Genomic DNA, 18,816 nt, shown 5'->3' with positions numbered 1-18,816 from the left:
ACGGTCGGAGTGTCCAACCCCTGAATATGGGCTGTCTGATATGTGAACGCAGGAAGTAAACCTACTCACACCTTGCCTAGTATAGCATACCCGCCAGATTCTGTAAACTGTTTTTTTCGTTTTTCTTCCCGATATTATTTCTCAGTTTTTTCAAAAAATCTCCGGCCATCCTCTGCATCCGCCAGAAGTCTGCTCTTCAGCGCCTCAAGAGAGGGAAATTTCCGTTCCGGCCTCAAAAACTTTTTGAAATCCACCCGGCATTCCTCTCCGTAGAGATCTTCCTTACAGTCAAAAAGATAGGTTTCCACCCCTATAAAGCTCTCACCAACCGTAGGCTTACAGCCAATGTTGGTAATTCCGTGGTATATCTTATCCCCGAAATAAGAGCTTGTCACATACACACCGTTTGGCGGCAGGATCTTGGTCCTGGGAGGCACGAGATTGGTGGTGGGAAGCAGGACCTTATGTCCCATTCCCCTGCCATGCACCACCTGGCCTTCCACAAAGTAATCCCTTCCCATAAGGGAAGTAACTTTCTCCATATTTCCTTTTTTCAGTTCTTCTCTGATATAGGTACTGCTGATCTTCCTGTGTCCATCCATTTCTTTGGAAAGGATTTCCACATCAAAGCCATACTTTTCTCCAAATTCCATAAGAAGCCGGGGCGTACCTTTCCGCTCAAAGCCAAACCGGTTGTCCTCTCCTACTACTACGTAGGATGCCCCAAGATCTCCCATAAGAATCTCTTTTATAAAATTCTCAGCCTTCATATGCCGGATCCTGTCATTTAACTGGCATTCTACCAGCACATCCACGCCAAGCTTTTCAAGAAGGGAAGCGCGCTCCTGGCTGGTAAGGATCATGTTGCTGGAAGCATCAATGGCAAAAAGGACAGCCTGTTCTCCAAGTGTCTTCCGCTCCCTGATCTTCTCAACCAGTTTCCTGTGGCCACGGTGGATCCCGTCAAATTTTCCCATTGTTACTGCACAGTTGGCAAGCTTTGGAAACTCACCCTCTATCTTCAGGTATTCCATAATCTCTCCTGTCACACCAGTTTATGTCTGATTGGTGACTATTCAGCACCTGCCAAATCGTCACTTTATTATTCAGAACATTTTCACCGGATAATATTTCTTCTCCCCTGCATCCCACTGAAAAATACCTGTAAAAGTTCCGTCACTGGCGTACATGCGCACCCAGCCTTCTTTGTGCTGGGGACTCACCAGATTGTCGGACAGCGGATTTCCATTTGCCAGAAGCCTGTCCCCGTAAGAATCCGCATAAAGAGCGGGGTACTCAGCCAGAACTGCCTCTACCGGATCGATCATATCCTGGACGGTTCCATCTGCCACGGCAGCTTCCACCTGGGCAAGCGTATGGCTCTCAGAGAGAGAATACCGGCCTACCCTTGACCGGAGCAGTTCTTCCATACAGCCGCCACAGCCAAGCTTCTCACCAATATCATGGCACAAGGTGCGGATATAGGTTCCCTTACTGCAGGTCACTCTTATTTTCACCAGCGGAAGATGAAATTCCAGAGGCTCTATCTCGTAGAAGCACACTGGCCGGGCTTTTCGCTCAACCGTTTTGCCCTCTCTTGCCAGCTCATAAAGTTTCTTTCCATTTACCTTCAGAGCAGAATACATAGGCGGAACCTGAAGCTGCTCCCCTACAAAGCTTTTCAGTACTTTTCGCACTTCCTCCTCAGTCACATTCACTGGCCGCTCTTCCAGAACTGTTCCGGACATATCCTGGGTATCCGTGTCGATTCCCAGATGAAGCACTGCCTCATACGTTTTTTCCTTATCTGTAAGAAGATCCACCAGCTTGGTGCCCTTTCCAAGAGCTACCGGCAAAACACCGGTAGCATCCGGGTCAAGAGTACCTGTGTGCCCTATCTTTTTCATATGGAGAATTCCCCGAAGCTTGGCTACCACATCATGGGAGGTAAAGCCCTTTTCCTTGTGAATTACAATGATTCCCTGAAAATCTGCCATTACTTATCCTGTCCTAAAAGCTGTTTTTCGATCTGTTCTGAAATATTATTGATAACGTCATACATGGAGCCGGCCAGATCACAGCCTGCTGCTTTCACATGTCCGCCTCCTCCGAAATAGGAAGCAATCTTGCTTACATCTACAGAACCGTTGGAACGGAGTGATACCTTAAACACCTGGCTTTCATGCTCATAAATAAACATTGCCACTTCCACACCTTTCGTAAGACGGAGCTGGCTTACGATTCCATCCAGGTCTGACGGCTTTACACCATAGAAATCCATGTCTCTCAGCTTCATGTAGCCAACGATACATTTGCCATCCAGAAGCATAATGCTCTCTGCCAGAACACGCCCCATGACCTGATTCTGAATGTAGCTCTTCTGATAGAAGGATTCGTCAATAATATTGGAAAAATCAACACCTTTTTCCATCAGGTCACCGGCAATACGCATGGTGTCCGGAGATGTGGAGGAATACTGGAATACACCTGTATCGTGGATCATTCCGGTATAAATAGCAGTTGCAATATCCAGATCGATTTTTTCTTTGTTAAGAAGCTTATACAGAACCTCGCTGGCAGAGCTGATCTCACCATGTACGTGGTTCACATCTGCAAATCCCGGATTGCTCACATGATGGTCAATGCAGACGGTCTTTTTCGCAGAAGCGAAATAATCAGACGCTACTGCCAGACGGTCAGGAGCGCTTACATCACAGGTTACAAAAAGATCATACTCTCTGGGCTCGCCTGCTTCATAATGCACCTCGTCCATGCATGCAATATGTCCGAATACCGGCTTCGGCTTCTCCAGATAGATATCTGCCTTGATTTCAGGATACCATTTCTTTATATACAGATAAAGTGCCATGCAGGAACCTACACAGTCACCATCTGGGCGAACATGTCCCCCAATTCCCATGGTCTTTACGCCATCCAGAATTTCTTCGATTCTCTCCATTCCCTTCACCTCGATTTTTACTCTTCGTCTTCAGTTTCTGCTGCATCCTGTTTTTCCCCATCCTCACTCTCAGTGCCCTTCGAATGGTCGTGTTCGATCACATCATCGATAAGTCTGGACATATTTACGCCATATTCAATAGACTCATCCAGAATGAAGCGGATTTCCGGAGTGTTGCGAAGATTCAGGTTCTTCGCAAGCTGACGGCGGATATAGCCTTCTGCACTTTTCAGCCCTTTAATTGTGGACTGCTTGGATTCCTCGCTGCCAAGGACACTGATAAATGCCTTGCAGGTCTTAAGATCCGGTGCAACCTCCACAGCCATGACAGATGTCATGGGATGGATGCGGGGATCCTTGATCTCACTGCGGATAATGTTGCTCAGTTCTTTCTGAACTTCTGCATTGATCCTTGTATTTTTAATGCTGTTTTTTCTCATTTTTTGGTCTCCTATATGAGCGCAGGCTCTGACAACGAAAAATTGGGGGCAATGAGCTTGCCCCCAACTGACACCTGCGATTACTACGCTCTAGCGCGGCACCTCAACCATAATATATGCTTCAACTTTATCTTCTTCTTTAACGTCATTGAAATCCTGGAATACAAGACCACACTCATAGCCCGCACGGACTTCTTTGACATCATCTTTAAATCTCTTAAGGGAAGCCAGCTCACCTTCATAGATCTGCTCCTCGTCTCTTGTGATTCGTACCTTGCATCCTCTCTGGAAGGTACCGTCAAGCACATAGCTTCCTGCGATAGTACCGATACCGGAAGCCTTGAACAGCTGACGAACCTCTGCATGACCGATTACCTTCTCCTCAAATACCGGATCCAGCATACCCTTCATGGCAGCTTCCACGTCCTCAATTGCCTGGTAGATAACACGGTACAGACGAAGGTCAACGCCTTCCTGCTCTGCCAGCTGTTTCGCTGTGGTATCAGGACGAACGTTAAATCCGATGATGATCGCATTTGATGTAGCAGCAAGGCTGACATCAGACTCATTGACAGCACCAACGCCGCCATGGATCACTCTTACAACAACCTCATCATTGGAAAGTTTTACAAGACTCTGTTTTACAGCCTCTACAGAACCCTGCACATCGGCTTTGACAATAATCGGGAGCTCCTTAAGGTCGCTTGCCTGAATCTGGTCAAACAGATTATCCAGGGAAAGTTTACCCTTAGTTTCCTCAAGAAGACGGTTCTTATTCTCGGAAACAAATGCTGCTGCAAAATTCTTAGCCTCTTTATCATTCTCAAAGGACATAAGAACCTCTCCGGCATTCGGAACATCGCCAAGACCAAGGATCTCTACAGGAGTAGACGGACCAGCCTGTTTTACACGGCGTCCCTTATCATCCATCATGGCACGTACTTTACCATTGCATGCTCCGGCTGCGATAAAATCTCCAACATGAAGAGTACCCTTCTGTACAAGGATCGTAGCAACCGGTCCTTTGCCTTTATCCAGCTGAGCCTCGATCACAAGACCTCTTGCTGCACGGTTCGGGTTTGCCTTCAGCTCAGAAACCTCTGCTGTTAAAAGGATCATTTCAAGAAGATCATCAATGCCCTCTCCTGTCTTGGCAGATACCGGAACGAACGGAGTTGTACCGCCCCAGTCCTCAGGAATCAGCTCATACTCGGAAAGCTCCTGTTTTACACGTTCAATGTTTGCACTTGGCTTATCGATCTTGTTGATGGCAACGATGATCTCAACACCAGCAGCCTTTGCATGGCTGATAGCTTCTACTGTCTGCGGCATAACACCATCGTCAGCTGCAACTACAAGAACAGCGATATCTGTGGAGTTTGCTCCACGCATACGCATGGCAGTGAATGCCTCATGTCCCGGTGTATCAAGGAAGGTGATCTTCTGTCCGTTGATATCAACTACATAAGCACCGATATGCTGTGTGATTCCACCAGCCTCGCCTCTTGTTACGTTTGTCTTACGGATTGCATCCAGAAGAGAAGTTTTACCATGGTCAACGTGTCCCATTACACAGACTACCGGTGGTCTTGAAACCATTGTGGATTCGTCTTCCTCTTCCTCTTTCAGAAGTTCCTCAATTACATCTACTTTTTCTTCTTTTTCTGCAATAATGTCAAATCCAAGAGCAATCTCTTCTGCCTGCTCGAAATCGATCTCGTGGTTTACCGTTACCATCTGACCTTCCATGAACAGCTTCTTAACAATTGCAGATGGCTGCATCTTCATCGCTTCTGCAAGCTCGCGGATGGTAAGCTTCTCCGGAATTGTGATCTCCTTGATCTCCGGTTTCTTCTCTTCCTGTTTCTGCTGCGGAGCAGGCTTCTGAAGTGCTTTCGGGATTCTGGACATCTGGTTTCTGCCACCCTGGTTTGGTCTGTGTCCGCCACCTGATGTCTTATCGAAATCTTTCTTCTTATTCTTGTTCTCTCTGTCACGCTCACGCTTGCTGTCCTTGGATGTCTTGGTCAGCTCTGGTGTAAAGATTGCGTCAGATCCGCCGCCGCTTCTTCTTGCACCGCCGGAGCGCTGTCCACCCTGGTGGTTCTGTCCGCCAAAGCGTCCTTCACTACGGTTATCTCCGTCTTTTCCTCCGAAACGTCCCTGTCCGCCCTGTGGTCTTCCCTGGCCAAATCTGCTGCCATTTCCGTTTCCATTTCTATTGTCTCTGTTGTCACCGCCCTGACGGAATCCACGTCCGTTTCCATCACCCTGGCGCGGTCCTCTGTTCTGGGAATCTCCCTGTCTTACAGGTCTTCCCTGACCATCATTATTTCTGTTTCCGCGGAATCCACCCTGGCCGCCATTGCCGCCCTGTGGTCTTCCCTGGCCAAATCTGCCTCCATTTCTGTCACCACGATTGTTGTCTCCGCGATTATTGTCGCGGCCCTCGCCCTGACGGAAATTACGGTTGCCCTGGCCATTTCCCTGACGCTGCTGTCCTTCGTTTCTGTTCTGCTGTGCAGCTGGTCTCTGGGATTCTGTCCTTGGAGCTTCTGCTTTTGGTGCAGTCTGAACCGGTTTTGCCGGCTCTGTCTTCGGTGCACTTACCGGTGCGCTCTTTGGTGCTGTCTCAGCTTTTGGTGCTTCTGCCTTTGGTGCCTCAGCTTTTGGTGCTTCTGTCTTAGGAGCCTCAGCCTTCGGTGCACTTACCGGCTTCGGTGCTTCTGTCTTAGGAGCTTCTGTCTTCGGTGCTGCCTTTACAGGTGCCTCCGCTTTCGCTGCCGGCTGTGCCTGTGCTGCAGGACGTGTGCCCTGTGGACGTGCTTTTCTCTCTCCAACTGGTTTCTTTCTGTTCTTCCCGCCGTCACTTGCATTCTGTGCATGATATACGCGGATAATATTTTTTTTCTTCTTCGGTGCCTCTGCACCGTCGCCTTCTTTCTTTACTGACACTTTCTGCTCTTCTGTCTTAGGAGTCTCCAATGTTATTCCTTTCTCCTTTCCCGTATCTATAACTTTTTTCACTCTGTTTTTATTCTCTCTGTTTTGCTTATTTCTGTCTTTGGCAGGCTCATGTGACTTTATCACCATATGCCATTCTCCCTTCACCAGTACGAGCCAGGATACGCTTTCATAAGTCTTTCGCAGCTCGTATCATCAAAAATCATTTCCCGGGAACATTTAAAAGCATTCCCTGGAACGCTTTTTCCTCTTTGGTTCAGGTCGTTTTCTCAGACAACAGTGGTATGCTCTAAAGCTCCTTCCCCTCATCCTGCAGCACCTTCATAATAGCTTCTGCAAAATTCCAGTCCTGTACAGCCAGGCTGGCACGGAATTCCTTACCCATGGCATGCCCTAACGTTTCTTTATCTGAAAGGATATACAAGGGCACTTCGTAAAATTCACACATGTTCCGGAATTTCTTCTTGGTGTTATCAGAAGAATCTCCGGCTACGATTGCCAGATATCCTTTGCCGGTCTTAATGGATTTCTCAGTGGAAAACTCTCCGCTGACTGTCTTTCCGGCCTTTGTTGCAAGTCCGATCAGGGACAGTGCTTTATTATTCTTCAATACTATCAAACTCCTTCTCAAGGCTATCATAAACCTCATCCGGGATAGCTGCTTTCAAAGAACGCTCCAGTCCGTGATTTTTTCTGGCTTTCTCCAGGCACTCACGGCTCTTGCAGATGTAGGCTCCGCGACCGTTTTTCCTGCCTGTAGCATCCAGAACGATCTCATCCTCTGCGGTTTTCAACACCCTGATCATTTCTTTTTTATTCTTCATTTCTCTGCAGCCAGTACACTGGCGCATGGGAATTTTATTCTTCGTCTTCATTCTCTACCGCATCCTCAGTCTCTTCAGACTCTTCACCGGCAGCTGTTTCTTCGCTATCCTGAGAAATTTCTTCTGTAGCGGACTCCTCAGACTCTTCGTACTCGTCATCCTCATAGTACTCATCGTCATCCTCGTCATAATCATAGAAGTCGCCGGACTCTCTTGCCTGGGTTTCACTCTTGATATCAATCTTAAATCCAGTCAGACGTGCTGCAAGACGTGCATTCTGTCCTTCTTTACCGATTGCAAGGGAAAGCTGGTAATCCGGAACCACAACAAGTGCAGTCTTCTCATCCGGATCTGCCATAACAGCGATTACCTTCGCCGGGCTTAATGCATTCTCGATCAGGATTGCAGGATTCTCATCCCAGTTGATGATATCAATCTTCTCACCGCGGAGCTCATTTACAATCGCACTTACACGGGCACCATTTACACCAACACATGCTCCAACCGGATCTACATCAGGATCGTTGCTCCATACTGCCAGCTTGGTACGGGAACCTGCCTCACGGGCAATACTCTTGATCTCAACAGTTCCGTCCTTCACCTCAGCAACCTCAGACTCAAAGAGGCGTTTTACAAGGCCAGGATGTGTTCTGGAAACAAGGATACGAGGTCCCTTCGGTGTATCCTTTACCTCAAGAATATACACTTTGATTCTCTCAGTAGGCTTGAAGGTCTCACCCTTCACCTGCTCATTCTCAGCAAGGATTGCATCTGCCTTGCCAAGATTTACGCTTACATTATGTCCTACCACACGCTGTACAATGCCGGTAACAACCTCTTTCTCATTGCCGTGATACTGGTCAAACAGAACTTTACGCTCTTCCTCACGGATTTTCTGAAGGATTACGTTCTTTGCATTCTGTGTTGCAATACGGCCAAATTTGTCAGAGTGAACCGGTACCTTCAGGATATCGCCAACCTCTGCATTGGTATTCTGCTTCTGTGCTTCTACAAGAGAAACCTCTTCAGCAGGATCTTCTACGAATTCTACAACCTTGCGGTCTGCATATACACTGAAATCGCCTGTTTCTCTGTTAATGGTAACATGTACATTGTCAGCTTTTCCAAAATGATTCTTGTATGCCTGGATCAGGGACTGCTCAATGGCATCCAGCAAAGTTTCCTTGCTGATATTTTTCTCGCGTTCCAGTTCGTCCAGAGCACCCATTAACTCCTTGTTCATTTTTCTTATTTCCTCCTTTTTGCTTTCCAGCATAATCGCTTATTTCTTAAATCGGACATGTCGCCTACTGGCAGCATCTTCCTATATGAAAGTCAGCTGTTCCGCGCCTGTGGTACTCCCACAGCTGCCGGCCCGGACTTTCATGGTAACTTAAAAATCAATTGCCAGACGCACCAGTGCGATATCTTTCTTATCGAAAGTGCGTGGAGTTCCCTCCTCATCAATGGTCACACTGTTATTATCATATGCTGTCAGTTCACCACAAAATTCTTTCTGTTTCTCGATTGGCCGGTAGGTTCTGATTTCTACCAGTTTGCCAATGCTTCTGGCAAAATCTTTTTCTTTCTTCAGAGGTCTGTCAAGTCCCGGAGAGCTGATCTCCATGATGTAGCTGTCCTCGATGAAATCATCTTCGTCAAGCCTGTCGCTGAAAGCCCTGCTTACTGTCTCGCAGTCATTCACTGTGATTCCACCTGGTTTGTCAATGTAGCCGCGAAGATACCAGTTTCCTGCTTCCTTGACATATTCCACATCTACCAGTTCGAATCCATTGCTTTCTACGATCGGAGATAACAATGCTTCTGCTTTCTGTTCATACTCTTCTTTTCTGCTCATTTTTCCCACCTGCCTCTCTAGAGCCTTTTTCAAACACGCTCTAATCCGGTATTCGCGGTTATCACCTGCGAATGCCGCTCTGGTCCTTATCATCAAAAAGAGTGGGCTCACGCCCACTCCTTTGTCAACAAGTTCTGATTTCTTGTATTATTCTAACACCTTTAAATCCAAATTGCAAGGGCTTTTTCTTATAAATGCCCATTTTACAAGGTTTTAACCCATTTTGACAGTATTGTTAAGTTTATTTCACCAGCAACAGCTTTTACTCTCAGCTCTTTTGAGCTTCCGCTTCACAACCTGTATAACAGCCTTTTCTTCATAATCTGCTGCTTAGATTCTGGGCTTCATACCTTTGGTATCACGTTTGGCCAGCTTTACCTTGTTCAATGCATACGGCTTGTCGTGATACTGAATGGTGTACTCCTGTCTCGGTTCCACCAGATAGGCATGCTCAAGAACATCCCCGTCCCCCAGCTTCATTCCTCTTACACCAACAGAGGTCTTCTTCATAGTAGAAACATCCGTTTTCAGGATACGGAGGAAATAGCCATTCTGACTCTGGAACACCACCTGTTCCATTTCATCTGCAGTACCTACAAAGATCAGCTGATCCTCTTCTCCCAGCTTGGTAGATGCAATCGTTCTCTTTGCCACATCGAATTCCTCACCTGCGACAAGCTTGCACATGGAGGTCTTAGTCACGAACAACAGGGTGGATAATTTCACCTGTCCTACAGGTGCCACATAAAGGATCTGCTCTTGGCTGCTGTCGTAGTTACTCAGGTTATCAGCCGGAGTTCCCTTGTCACGGAAGCGCACCAGCGGAATGTCTGCCACTTTGATGGAATGCATGCGTCCCATATCTGTGAAAATGCAGATCTTGTCTGTATTCATACAGGTAAAAATAAATTTATTCTCTGCATGGGCAGCCTCTTTGTTTCTCTCATAAGCATTCTTATCAATAAGGCGCATATAGCCGAAGCGGTCCATAAGGAAGCAGACCTCTGTCTCTTCCATCTTCTTTTCTTCGTAAACTGCCTCTTCTGCGTTCTCGATCACAGTTCTTCTCTTGGTGCTGTATTCTTTTTTGATTCCGTCAAGTTCTTCAATAATTACTTCACACATGGAATCATAGTTGTTCAGAATATCTTCATAAGAAGCAATATTTTTCATAGTCTGGTCATACTCTGCCTGAAGTGCCTCAATTTCCAGTCCGATCAGACGATACAGACGCATTTCCAGAATGGCTGTAGCCTGATTCTCCGTAAATTTCAGATTCTTTGCAGCTTTCTCACTGGCTTTTGACTTGAATCTGATTCCCTCTGTGATACCCTCTACCAGACACTTTTTAACCTGGTCACGGCTCTTGCTGCCTCGAAGGATCTCAATGATCAGATCGATTACATCACAGGCTTTGATAAGGCCTTCCTGAATTTCCTTTTTCTCAAGCTCTTTTCCCAGAAGAGTCTTGTACTTGCGGGTAGTTACTTCGAACACAAAATCCACATGGTGCTCAATCACCTGCTTCAGGCTTAAGGTTTCCGGACGTCCGTCTGCAACAGCCAGCATATTGACTCCGAAGGTGTCTTCCAGTCTGGTTTTCTTGTAGAGCATGTTGGTGAGATTCTCTACATCTGCATCCTTTTTCAGTTCCAGTACAATACGGATTCCTTCCTTGGAGGACTGGTTGGAAATATCCACAATATCTGTGGTTTTCTTGGTTTCTACAAGGGAGGCTACGTCGTTAAGGAATTTTCCAATATTGGCACCGATCATGGTGTACGGAATCTCGGTGATCACCAGCTGCTGGCGACCGCCTTTTACTTTTTCCACTTCCACTTTACCGCGGAGACGGAGCTTGCCGCTTCCGGTCTCATAAATATTCAGAAGATCATCTTTATTTACAACCAGACCGCCTGTAGGGAAATCCGGTCCTTTCAGATAACGCATCAGGCCTTTCACACTGATGTCGTTGTTCTTTATATAAGCCTTCACTGCATCCACAACCTCCCCAAGGTTATGAGGCGGAATGCTGGTGGCCATACCTACGGCGATACCATCTGCACCGTTTACCAGAAGGTTGGGAATCTTCACCGGAAGCACCTGAGGCTCCTTCTCTGTCTCGTCGAAGTTTGGCATAAAGTCCACTACATTTTTGTCAAGGTCTGCCAGAAAAACCTCCTGGGTCAGTTTCTCCAGTCTTGCCTCTGTATATCGCATGGCAGCGGCACCGTCTCCCTCAATGGAGCCGAAGTTTCCATGACCGTCTACCAGGATTTTGCCCTTCTTGAAATCCTGCGCCATTACAACCAGTGCTTCATAAATAGAGCTGTCCCCGTGAGGGTGATATTTACCCATGGTATCTCCAACGATACGGGCGCACTTACGATATGGACGGTCGTAACGGATCCCAAGCTCGTACATATCATACAGGGTTCTTCGCTGTACCGGCTTCAGACCATCGCGGACATCCGGAAGTGCCCTGGAAATGATAACGCTCATGGCATAATCTATATAGGATTTTTGCATCACGTCCGCATAGTCCGTGGCAATTACATTCTCCTGCTTTGTTTCCATAATCTGTTTTCCTTTCAAACACACTCTGGAGCCTGTTTAAAAAATCATTCCTGCAATCTCCCACAAATTGTGACGCACATCTTGCAGAAAGCATTTTTCAAACACACTCCAAGCTAAAATCTGAGGTTCTCCTCTTGCAAAATACTCTTCTATATTACGTTCAGACCATATTCTGCTTTTTCGTCCGAAAAATTCTGCTCTTTCGGATTTCAGCCTTCTTAAATATCCAGTTCTGCATCAGTTGCATGCTCGTAAATAAATGCCTTTCTTGGCGGCACATCGCTTCCCATCAGGATTTCCGTCACGCTGGAAGCCATACGGGCATCCTCAATTTCCACCCGTTTCATTCTCCGGGTTTCCGGATTTAAGGTTGTCTCCCAAAGCTGCTGGGCATCCATCTCTCCAAGACCTTTGTATCTCTGGAGGGTAAAGCTTCCCGGCTTGTGACTGCGGCGGTATTTTTCCAGTGCCTTATCATCATACAGGTACTCTTCGGCACCCTTCTTCGGCATTACTTTGTAAAGAGGGGGCATGGCAATATAAACATGTCCCTCATAGATCAGTTCCGGCATAAAACGATAGAATAAAGTAAGTAAAAGTGTGGAAATATGAGCACCATCCACATCCGCATCGGCCATAATCACGATCTTGTCGTAACGAAGTTTGGTGATATCAAAGTCGTTTCCATAGCCTTCGGAAAATCCGCATCCAAATGCATTGATCATAGTCTTGATCTCTGCGTTTGCAAGCACCTTGTCAATGGTGGCTTTCTCCACATTCAGGATCTTACCGCGGATCGGAAGAATTGCCTGGTAATTACGATCTCTGGCAGTCTTTGCAGAACCGCCAGCGGAATCTCCCTCTACGATAAAGATTTCACAAAGTGAAGGATCTTTTTTCTCGCAATTGGCAAGCTTTCCATTGGAATCGAAAGAATATTTCTGCTTGGTGAGAAGGTTGGTCTTGGCACGCTCCTCTGTCTTACGGATCTTGGCGGCCTTTTCCGCACAGGACAAAATGGTCTTCAAGGTTTCCAGGTTTCGGTCAAAATAGAGTACCAGCTGCTCAGACATTACTTTTCCCGTGGCGCGGGCTGCATCCTGATTGTCCAGTTTGGTCTTGGTCTGCCCCTCAAAGCGTGGCTCCGGGTGCTTGATGGAAACAACCGCTGTCATTCCATTACGGATATCCGCTCCTGTGAAATTAGCATCTTTTTCCTTCAGAATACCGATCTCACGAGCGTAAGTATTCATCACCGTTGTAAAGGTTGTTTTAAATCCGGTAAGATGAGTGCCGCCTTCTGCATTGTAAATATTATTGCAGAAGCCAAGTACGTTCTCACGAAATTCGTTGGTGTACTGAAATGCTGCTTCTACCTGGATTCCGTCAGCTTCTCCTTTCAGATAAATCGGTTCGTGGAGGGCTTCGGAATTGTGATTCAGGTCTTTGATATATCCCACGATTCCATCTGGCTCATGATAAGTGATATCTTCAGGAGTATCACCACGAAGATCCATGAAATGAATGGTAAGGTTGGGATTCAGGTATGCAGTCTCATGGAGACGGCTCTTTACTTCTGTGGATGAAAATCTTGTTTTTTCAAAAATCTCCGGGTCCGGAAGAAAATTCACGCAGGTTCCGGTCTGTCTGGTCTTGCCAAGCCTGGGGAGAAGTCCCTCTTCCAGTTCAATCGTGGGGATACCTCTCTCATAATGATCGTGATGTACAAATCCATCACGGCTGATCTTAATATCCAGATATGTGGACAGGGCATTTACAACGGAAGAACCAACGCCATGAAGTCCACCGCTTGTCTTATAAGCAGAGTTGTCAAATTTACCGCCTGCATGGAGGGTGGTAAATACAAGACGCTCTGCAGATACCCCTTTCGCATGCATATCTACCGGAATTCCTCGTCCATTATCAGTGACCGTACAGGAGCCGTCTTTCTCCAGTGTTACTTCAATTTCAGAACAGTAACCGGCCAGATGTTCATCTACCGCATTGTCCACGATCTCATAGATCAAGTGGTTCAGACCTTTTCTGGATACGCTTCCGATGTACATTCCCGGACGTTTCCGAACAGCTTCCAATCCTTCCAGGACAGAAATACTACCCGCGTCGTAAGTGTCTTTCTTTGCCATGGTGTTAATTCCTTTCTTACTATCATTCAGACTGTTACCAGTGAACAGTAACTTCAGACTCTGCTGTCCCAAATTCTTCTTTTATGCATCCAGTGTACCGACAGGATTGTTCGAGAAATCAACTTGTAAGTGCACGAAATAACTGCTCATTTCATTTACAGCTCTACATTTCATGATGCACTGTCTGGGCTTCAGCATTTATTCCAATGGTTGTGAAAAGCGGACAGTATGTCCGCTTCTTTTCCATTCTTATCTTCTGTTCAAACATTCGTTCTATATCATACCCCAGTTTATGGTATTTTTGCAAGTAAAATTTGGGTTTTCTATTTTGTTTAAAATTTTTTTGACACCGCAAACCCGCTTATTTCCTGGCTTTTTTCGGAGTTTTTCAATTTTTCGCAAAAAAAATAAAAAAAGTGCTTGCATTCTCCTGCAAAGTAAGATATACTAAGCGAGTCGGTTGACAAGGCCAGTTGGTCAAGGGGTTAAGACGTCGCCCTCTCACGGCGAAAACACGAGTTCGATTCTCGTACTGGCTGCTTTATTTTCCGACAAATTGAATACATATGTTAAGCGAACCGCTTACATGGCCAGTTGGTCAAGGGGTTAAGACGTCGCCCTCTCACGGCGAAAACACGAGTTCGATTCTCGTACTGGCTGCTCTGTTTTCTACAAATTGAATATATATGTTAAGCATACCGCTTGCATGGCCAGTTGGTCAAGGGGTTAAGACGTCGCCCTCTCACGGCGAAAACACGAGTTCGATTCTCGTACTGGCTGCTAGAAACTTCCGAAGTGATTCGGAAGTTTTTTTGTTTACCAGATTTTATGAAAGTTTTTTTGTATATTGTTGCATTTTTCTATAGTTTAAACAAGAAACCAACTCCATTCACTCTTATGGAAAAACAAGTTCCCATAAATATTGTTAAATTCTTTTTTTTCAAAAAGGTGCCGCAGCGCGACTGCTATATCAGTCTGCCCTGCGGCACCCTTGATCCGGCTTTACAAGTATAAAGTCAGGATTTTAGTTTTTACTGGAAATCTTCGGAAGCGAAGTCGTCTGCATCTGCCTCAATGCTTTCTCCAGCATTTTCTGTGAAATCACCGGAACCAGCTGTAAATCCGTCAGCCTCTGGTGTGCTTTCGCCCTCTTCTACGAAACTCTCGTCACCAAATGCGGTTCCTTCGGTATCTGCTACTACTGCTTCATCAGTGAATCCGTCAGATTCTGGTAAAGAGAGCATATCCACGTCATCCCCTGCAAAAATCACTTTGAACGTAAACGTATAAACACCGTTCTCATTCTCAAATTGTCTTATTCTGCAATAATAAGTTTCACCAGCCAGCAGATATGCATCTTCAACGAAACCGTCACTAGAATAATCAACTCTTATTCCATTCTTGTACAGTTCAATATATACATCACTATAATCAGAAGTTATATTTTTAATATTGTACCAACCTGTTTTCTCCGGTACAAACGTATAATCCGCATATTCGCCTTCCTCCAGAGATACTTCATACTCAGTGTCACACTCAATTGCAGAAGCTTCTAACATTGTGTATTTAACCGAATATGTAACAGTAATATTATATTTGCTGTTTGTTACTACAATTTCTTTTACAACGCCCTGTTCATCCTTGTTAATCTGTACAGATTTATTTTCGTCATCATTTGTTACAGACAAGTCTGTCAACGTTGCTTCCGTTCCTGTTACACTAATAATATTGTTAATATTACTTACAGAATATGAAACAATACCTTTTCCAGAAATTCTGTCCGGACGTACAAGTTTAAAGTCTCTTTCATATTCAACATAATATTTAAAAGTTTTTTCTCCGGATGTTAATGTAATTACTACATCACATTCATGACTTCCATCATCCTCGCTAATTGTATATTCAATACCCTCAGCTGTATTTACTGTAAATTCTGGCAAGGACTCTGAAACTCCATAAATTGCCATCCATCCACTGGTATCATAGGTTTCAATATCAACCCGCGTAATCATACTACCTACAATATCATCTTCATTGAGGCTGAATATTTCTCTTAAATCCATTTCATAAAAGATTTTCCAAACTCTAGAGATACCATATTTAGCATTAGTAGCCGTAACCATTTTTACATAATCTTGACCAGATACATCTGCTACTTGAACATCTGCCTTTTCTCCATTTTCGTTTGCAAAAGTTATTTCCAGATTTCCAATATTTTCACCTTTGCCGCGGATTAGGATTCCATCACAGTCTTCTTCATCATTATACACTTTCTCATAGTCAGCGTACTCACCGTCTATTATAACATTTTCCACATTTGAAACACTGTCAATGGCATCTATAATATCATTCAGCTTCTGAATCATTGCCTTAATGTCATCTATATTATCTGAAGTACTATTCACACTCTTTGCTTCAGAAAGGAGGATATCAAGGTCAGCCTTAAATGCATTATCTACAAGAGCCGCTTTCTGTTTTGATACTTCGCTGATTTTTCTGTCCAATTCTGCTTTCAAAACATCAGTCTCAGACATACCAACAGTATCGCTTCCACCATTTGGCCAGTAACCAACTGTATTAATACCGGTTACCCTGCCAGTAACAGAATCATAATCGCACACATGCCACAGATTTCCAGCCTGACCAGTCGGTACACTAAATGTATTCAGAAGGGTACTTCCTCTGTAAACTGTGACAATTGCACCAGACTTGTTAGACATGTTGGTGCTTTCTTCATCAGACTGATCTGTAAAATCATAAATATAGAAACTATAAGTTCCTGCCGTCTGTTTGTAAATTGTGGTTGTCTCTGGTCCTTCCCAATCTGTATCATCTACATCCAGATCTGCATAGGTCACATAATTCTCCTGTGTGTCTGTATCTCCATATGTCTTATCCGAATAATAGGTATGGAATTTACCATTTCCGCTTGCTTTTGGACCAACCAGATGAGAATCAAGGTCAGAAGGTGCGTCAGACTCCTCATCGCCCCATCTCAGAACGAAACGAATCTGGTCATCATTGATAATCCTCGTTACAGAGAAGGTCTTGGTTACTGTCTGTCCGCTTACTACTGTTACACTGAACGGCGCAGCAACAATTTCAGACTTTGCATCTGCTGATACTACCTGAATGGTGTACGTTCCGATCGGAAGCTCTTCTATTGTGCATTTTCCATTTTCAGACGCATCTACTGCAATCTCTTTTAATACTTTTCCAGAAACATTGTTTGCTCCTTCACGAATTTCAAGGGCAACTGCATAATCAATAACGCTTCCTGTTGCAGCATCTACAAATGTAAGATCCACGCTGCCTGTCTCATCTTCGCCGCCAGCTACAAGGCTGATTGGCTCACAGCTGAATGAGTTTTCATTTGCACTTGTGATCTCTACAGTCTGTAATGCAGTGCGGTATCCGTCTGCAACAACTACCAGATAATAATTTCCCCATTCTGCTTCAAACGCATAACTTCCGTCTTCAGCTGTATCTGCCACTTTATTTTCTGCAGTCAGATACTGGGAAACATTTCCTGCATTGATTCCTGCAACATAGTTTAACAGATATACAGAAGCACCGGAAAATGCAGTGTTATCCCCTGCATTTTTTACGTTACCGGTTACAGAAACCTTATTAACTGCCACATTTTCATCTTTCTCTGCCACTACTGTATCCAGAATTTTACCTGAATCAGAATCTTTTACCTGAACTTTTCCAAGACCTTTTACATCTGGAATATTAGCTACGTCAGATACAGCAGCTGTTGTGCTTTCTGCACCTGCGTTCAGTGTCAGTTCTACCTTACTCTCTGCTTTCAGATTCAGGTTCTGACTGGTGGAAATGGTACTTCCCCCTGCTGAAGCCGTACTGGTAACAGGAATTGCCGTTGCAGTAATTTTGCCGGATACATTTACATCTGCCTTTGTGGACAGGGTAAGTTCGGATACAGTTCCGTTATTTACCAGATCAAGCTTTGGTGCTTCGGACTCACCTTTGTTTACTTCGATGTTTGCGCTTGCGCCTTCATCAATTGCCACACGTCCGGTTGCTGCCTGGAATATAATGTTATTGCCAGTTGCTTTCTCAATAAAGGTATTGGATGCAATTGCTTTGATTACAATTTCTTTGAAATTACCATTGTTGACAACTTCGCCGTTTGGTGCATTTACTACAAGTGTTAAATCAGACTTGTCTTCCTTTGGAATTTCGAAGCTGCTTGCTCCACTCTGCTCAATTACTACTTCTTTCAGATCCGGATTAGAAGAAGCGAGTGCTGCATTCAGTTCAGCCTGAGTGGAAACCACCTGCTGAGTAATTGGAGTAGGGGTTGGAGTTGCAGTTGGTGCCGGGGTTGCAGTCGGCACTGGAGTCGCGGTTGGTGCCGGAGTTGCAGTTGGCACCGGAGTTGCGGTTGGTGCCGGAGTCGCAATTGGCACTGGAGTTGCGGTTGGTGCCGGGGTTGCAGTTGGGGCTACGTTGACAGTTACTGTGCATTTGTAGCTTTTTCCATTCGCACCCTTAAATGTAACGGTACATTTTCCTGTCTTTTTACCTGTGATCACACCTTTTTTGGTAACAGTCGCAACTTTCTTATTACTGCTGGATACAGATTTGATCTTTGTTCCATGCAGCTTTACAGTTGCTTTTGAGCCAACTGTTACATTCAGCTTTTTCTGGCTCAGAGCCGGTGCTTTTACCGTAATCTTACAGGTGTAGGTCTTCTTTCCTACTTTGGCTTTGATCGTAGCCTTACCTTTTTTCACTGCGGTAACTTTACCTTTGCTTACTTTTGCTACTTTTGCATTTGAGCTGGACCATTTTGCTTTTTTACTGGTTCCTGTAACCTTGAGTGTAACTTTTTGGCCTGGATACAGGGTTGCTTTTGCCTTATTCATTTTTACGGCTGCTGCCTGGACCGAAAGGCTCATAGTCAACACCATAACAACCATAAGCAAAAGTGTAGAAAGCTTTTTCCACATTTTCTTACTCATAATGCTCCTCCTTCGTTAAAATATTTTTCCGGTTTACCGTGATAAACTGGACTAATTTAATA

12 protein-coding genes, 3 tRNA genes and 1 pseudogene are annotated in these 18,816 nt (G+C 45.1%); 4 read left to right on the top strand and 12 right to left on the bottom strand.

The annotated features are described in order from the left end of the window. Positions 1-134: 134 nt before the first annotated feature. The 10 genes from AB5618_RS09465 to AB5618_RS09420 form a co-directional block, all read right to left on the bottom strand. Complete coding sequence (locus tag AB5618_RS09465; protein ID WP_148462350.1) at positions 135-1,034, bottom strand: bifunctional riboflavin kinase/FAD synthetase; 900 nt, start codon at positions 1,032-1,034, stop codon at positions 135-137. A gap of 72 nt (positions 1,035-1,106) precedes the next feature. After that, complete coding sequence (gene truB / locus AB5618_RS09460) at positions 1,107-1,997, bottom strand: tRNA pseudouridine(55) synthase TruB (protein WP_148462351.1); 891 nt, start codon at positions 1,995-1,997, stop codon at positions 1,107-1,109. Then, positions 1,997-2,959, bottom strand: coding sequence for a bifunctional oligoribonuclease/PAP phosphatase NrnA (locus AB5618_RS09455; RefSeq protein ID WP_148462353.1), 963 nt, complete (start codon positions 2,957-2,959; stop codon positions 1,997-1,999). The genes truB and AB5618_RS09455 overlap by 1 nt, the downstream gene beginning before the upstream one ends. Before the next feature lie 17 nt (positions 2,960-2,976). After that, the gene (gene rbfA / locus AB5618_RS09450; protein WP_148462355.1) at positions 2,977-3,399 is read right to left on the bottom strand and encodes a 30S ribosome-binding factor RbfA; all 423 of its coding nucleotides are present in this window, start codon (positions 3,397-3,399) and stop codon (positions 2,977-2,979) included. Positions 3,400-3,489: 90 nt separating this feature from the next. After that, a complete protein-coding gene (infB, locus tag AB5618_RS09445; RefSeq protein WP_148462357.1) occupies positions 3,490-6,492 on the bottom strand; it encodes a translation initiation factor IF-2 in 3,003 nt (1,000 codons plus the stop codon). A gap of 160 nt (positions 6,493-6,652) precedes the next feature. Beyond that, positions 6,653-6,973 carry a ribosomal L7Ae/L30e/S12e/Gadd45 family protein gene (locus AB5618_RS09440; protein WP_148462358.1) on the bottom strand — a complete coding sequence of 107 codons (321 nt, stop codon included), beginning with the start codon at positions 6,971-6,973 and terminating at the stop codon, positions 6,653-6,655. Beyond that, positions 6,963-7,238: an RNase P modulator RnpM gene (locus tag AB5618_RS09435; RefSeq protein WP_148462361.1), complete on the bottom strand. Its 276-nt coding sequence runs from the start codon at positions 7,236-7,238 to the stop codon at positions 6,963-6,965. The genes AB5618_RS09440 and AB5618_RS09435 overlap by 11 nt, the downstream gene beginning before the upstream one ends. Further along, a complete protein-coding gene (gene nusA, locus AB5618_RS09430; RefSeq protein WP_148462362.1) occupies positions 7,222-8,430 on the bottom strand; it encodes a transcription termination factor NusA in 1,209 nt (402 codons plus the stop codon). The genes AB5618_RS09435 and nusA overlap by 17 nt, the downstream gene beginning before the upstream one ends. 150 nt (positions 8,431-8,580) lie before the next feature. Continuing rightward, positions 8,581-9,045 (bottom strand): ribosome maturation factor RimP, encoded by a 465-nt coding sequence (gene rimP, locus AB5618_RS09425; protein ID WP_118578686.1) that lies wholly within the window; start codon positions 9,043-9,045, stop codon positions 8,581-8,583. 330 nt (positions 9,046-9,375) lie between these two features. Further along, entirely contained in the window at positions 9,376-11,622 is a 2,247-nt protein-coding gene (locus AB5618_RS09420; protein ID WP_368366709.1) for a DNA topoisomerase (ATP-hydrolyzing) subunit A, read from the bottom strand. Positions 11,623-11,654: 32 nt separating this feature from the next. Here AB5618_RS09420 and AB5618_RS09415 point away from each other — a divergent pair. After that, positions 11,655-11,735, top strand: a pseudogene (locus AB5618_RS09415) (DUF6783 domain-containing protein); the annotation flags it as partial. Between the two features lie 105 nt (positions 11,736-11,840). Here the strand turns inward: AB5618_RS09415 and AB5618_RS09410 are convergent. Beyond that, positions 11,841-13,766 (bottom strand): type IIA DNA topoisomerase subunit B, encoded by a 1,926-nt coding sequence (locus AB5618_RS09410; RefSeq protein WP_148462366.1) that lies wholly within the window; start codon positions 13,764-13,766, stop codon positions 11,841-11,843. Positions 13,767-14,233: 467 nt separating this feature from the next. Here AB5618_RS09410 and AB5618_RS09405 point away from each other — a divergent pair. The 3 genes from AB5618_RS09405 to AB5618_RS09395 all read left to right on the top strand — a co-directional run bounded on the left by AB5618_RS09405 (position 14,234) and on the right by AB5618_RS09395 (position 14,546). Continuing rightward, positions 14,234-14,305, top strand: a tRNA-Glu gene (locus AB5618_RS09405). 49 nt (positions 14,306-14,354) lie between these two features. Continuing rightward, positions 14,355-14,426 (top strand) — tRNA-Glu (locus tag AB5618_RS09400). 48 nt (positions 14,427-14,474) lie between these two features. Further along, positions 14,475-14,546 (top strand) — tRNA-Glu (locus AB5618_RS09395). A gap of 251 nt (positions 14,547-14,797) precedes the next feature. Here the strand turns inward: AB5618_RS09395 and AB5618_RS09390 are convergent. Beyond that, entirely contained in the window at positions 14,798-18,754 is a 3,957-nt protein-coding gene (locus AB5618_RS09390) for an Ig-like domain-containing protein (RefSeq protein WP_148462368.1), read from the bottom strand. Positions 18,755-18,816: the final 62 nt, after the last annotated feature.

This window comes from Ruminococcus sp. J1101004sp1_RTP21198st1_B9_RTP21198_201120 (genome assembly GCF_040924245.1).
Classification (GTDB): domain Bacteria; phylum Bacillota; class Clostridia; order Lachnospirales; family Lachnospiraceae; genus Blautia_A; species Blautia_A faecis.
The sequence above is the reverse complement of the archived record's forward strand: the minus strand, read 5'-3'. Positions and strand labels throughout refer to the sequence as shown.

Excerpts from the sequence above, each read along its gene's own strand:
- AB5618_RS09465 (WP_148462350.1), bottom strand. The coding sequence starts at position 1,034 with ATGGAATACCTGAAGATAGAGGGTGAGTTTCCAAAGCTTGCCAACTGT.
- truB (WP_148462351.1), bottom strand. The coding sequence starts at position 1,997 with ATGGCAGATTTTCAGGGAATCATTGTAATTCACAAGGAAAAGGGCTTT.
- AB5618_RS09455 (WP_148462353.1), bottom strand. The coding sequence starts at position 2,959 with ATGGAGAGAATCGAAGAAATTCTGGATGGCGTAAAGACCATGGGAATT.
- rbfA (WP_148462355.1), bottom strand. The coding sequence starts at position 3,399 with ATGAGAAAAAACAGCATTAAAAATACAAGGATCAATGCAGAAGTTCAG.
- infB (WP_148462357.1), bottom strand. The coding sequence starts at position 6,492 with ATGGTGATAAAGTCACATGAGCCTGCCAAAGACAGAAATAAGCAAAAC.
- AB5618_RS09435 (WP_148462361.1), bottom strand. The coding sequence starts at position 7,238 with ATGAAGACGAAGAATAAAATTCCCATGCGCCAGTGTACTGGCTGCAGA.
- nusA (WP_148462362.1), bottom strand. The coding sequence starts at position 8,430 with ATGAACAAGGAGTTAATGGGTGCTCTGGACGAACTGGAACGCGAGAAA.
- rimP (WP_118578686.1), bottom strand. The coding sequence starts at position 9,045 with ATGAGCAGAAAAGAAGAGTATGAACAGAAAGCAGAAGCATTGTTATCT.
- AB5618_RS09420 (WP_368366709.1), bottom strand. The coding sequence starts at position 11,622 with ATGGAAACAAAGCAGGAGAATGTAATTGCCACGGACTATGCGGACGTG.
- AB5618_RS09410 (WP_148462366.1), bottom strand. The coding sequence starts at position 13,766 with ATGGCAAAGAAAGACACTTACGACGCGGGTAGTATTTCTGTCCTGGAA.
- AB5618_RS09390 (WP_148462368.1), bottom strand. The coding sequence starts at position 18,754 with ATGAGTAAGAAAATGTGGAAAAAGCTTTCTACACTTTTGCTTATGGTT.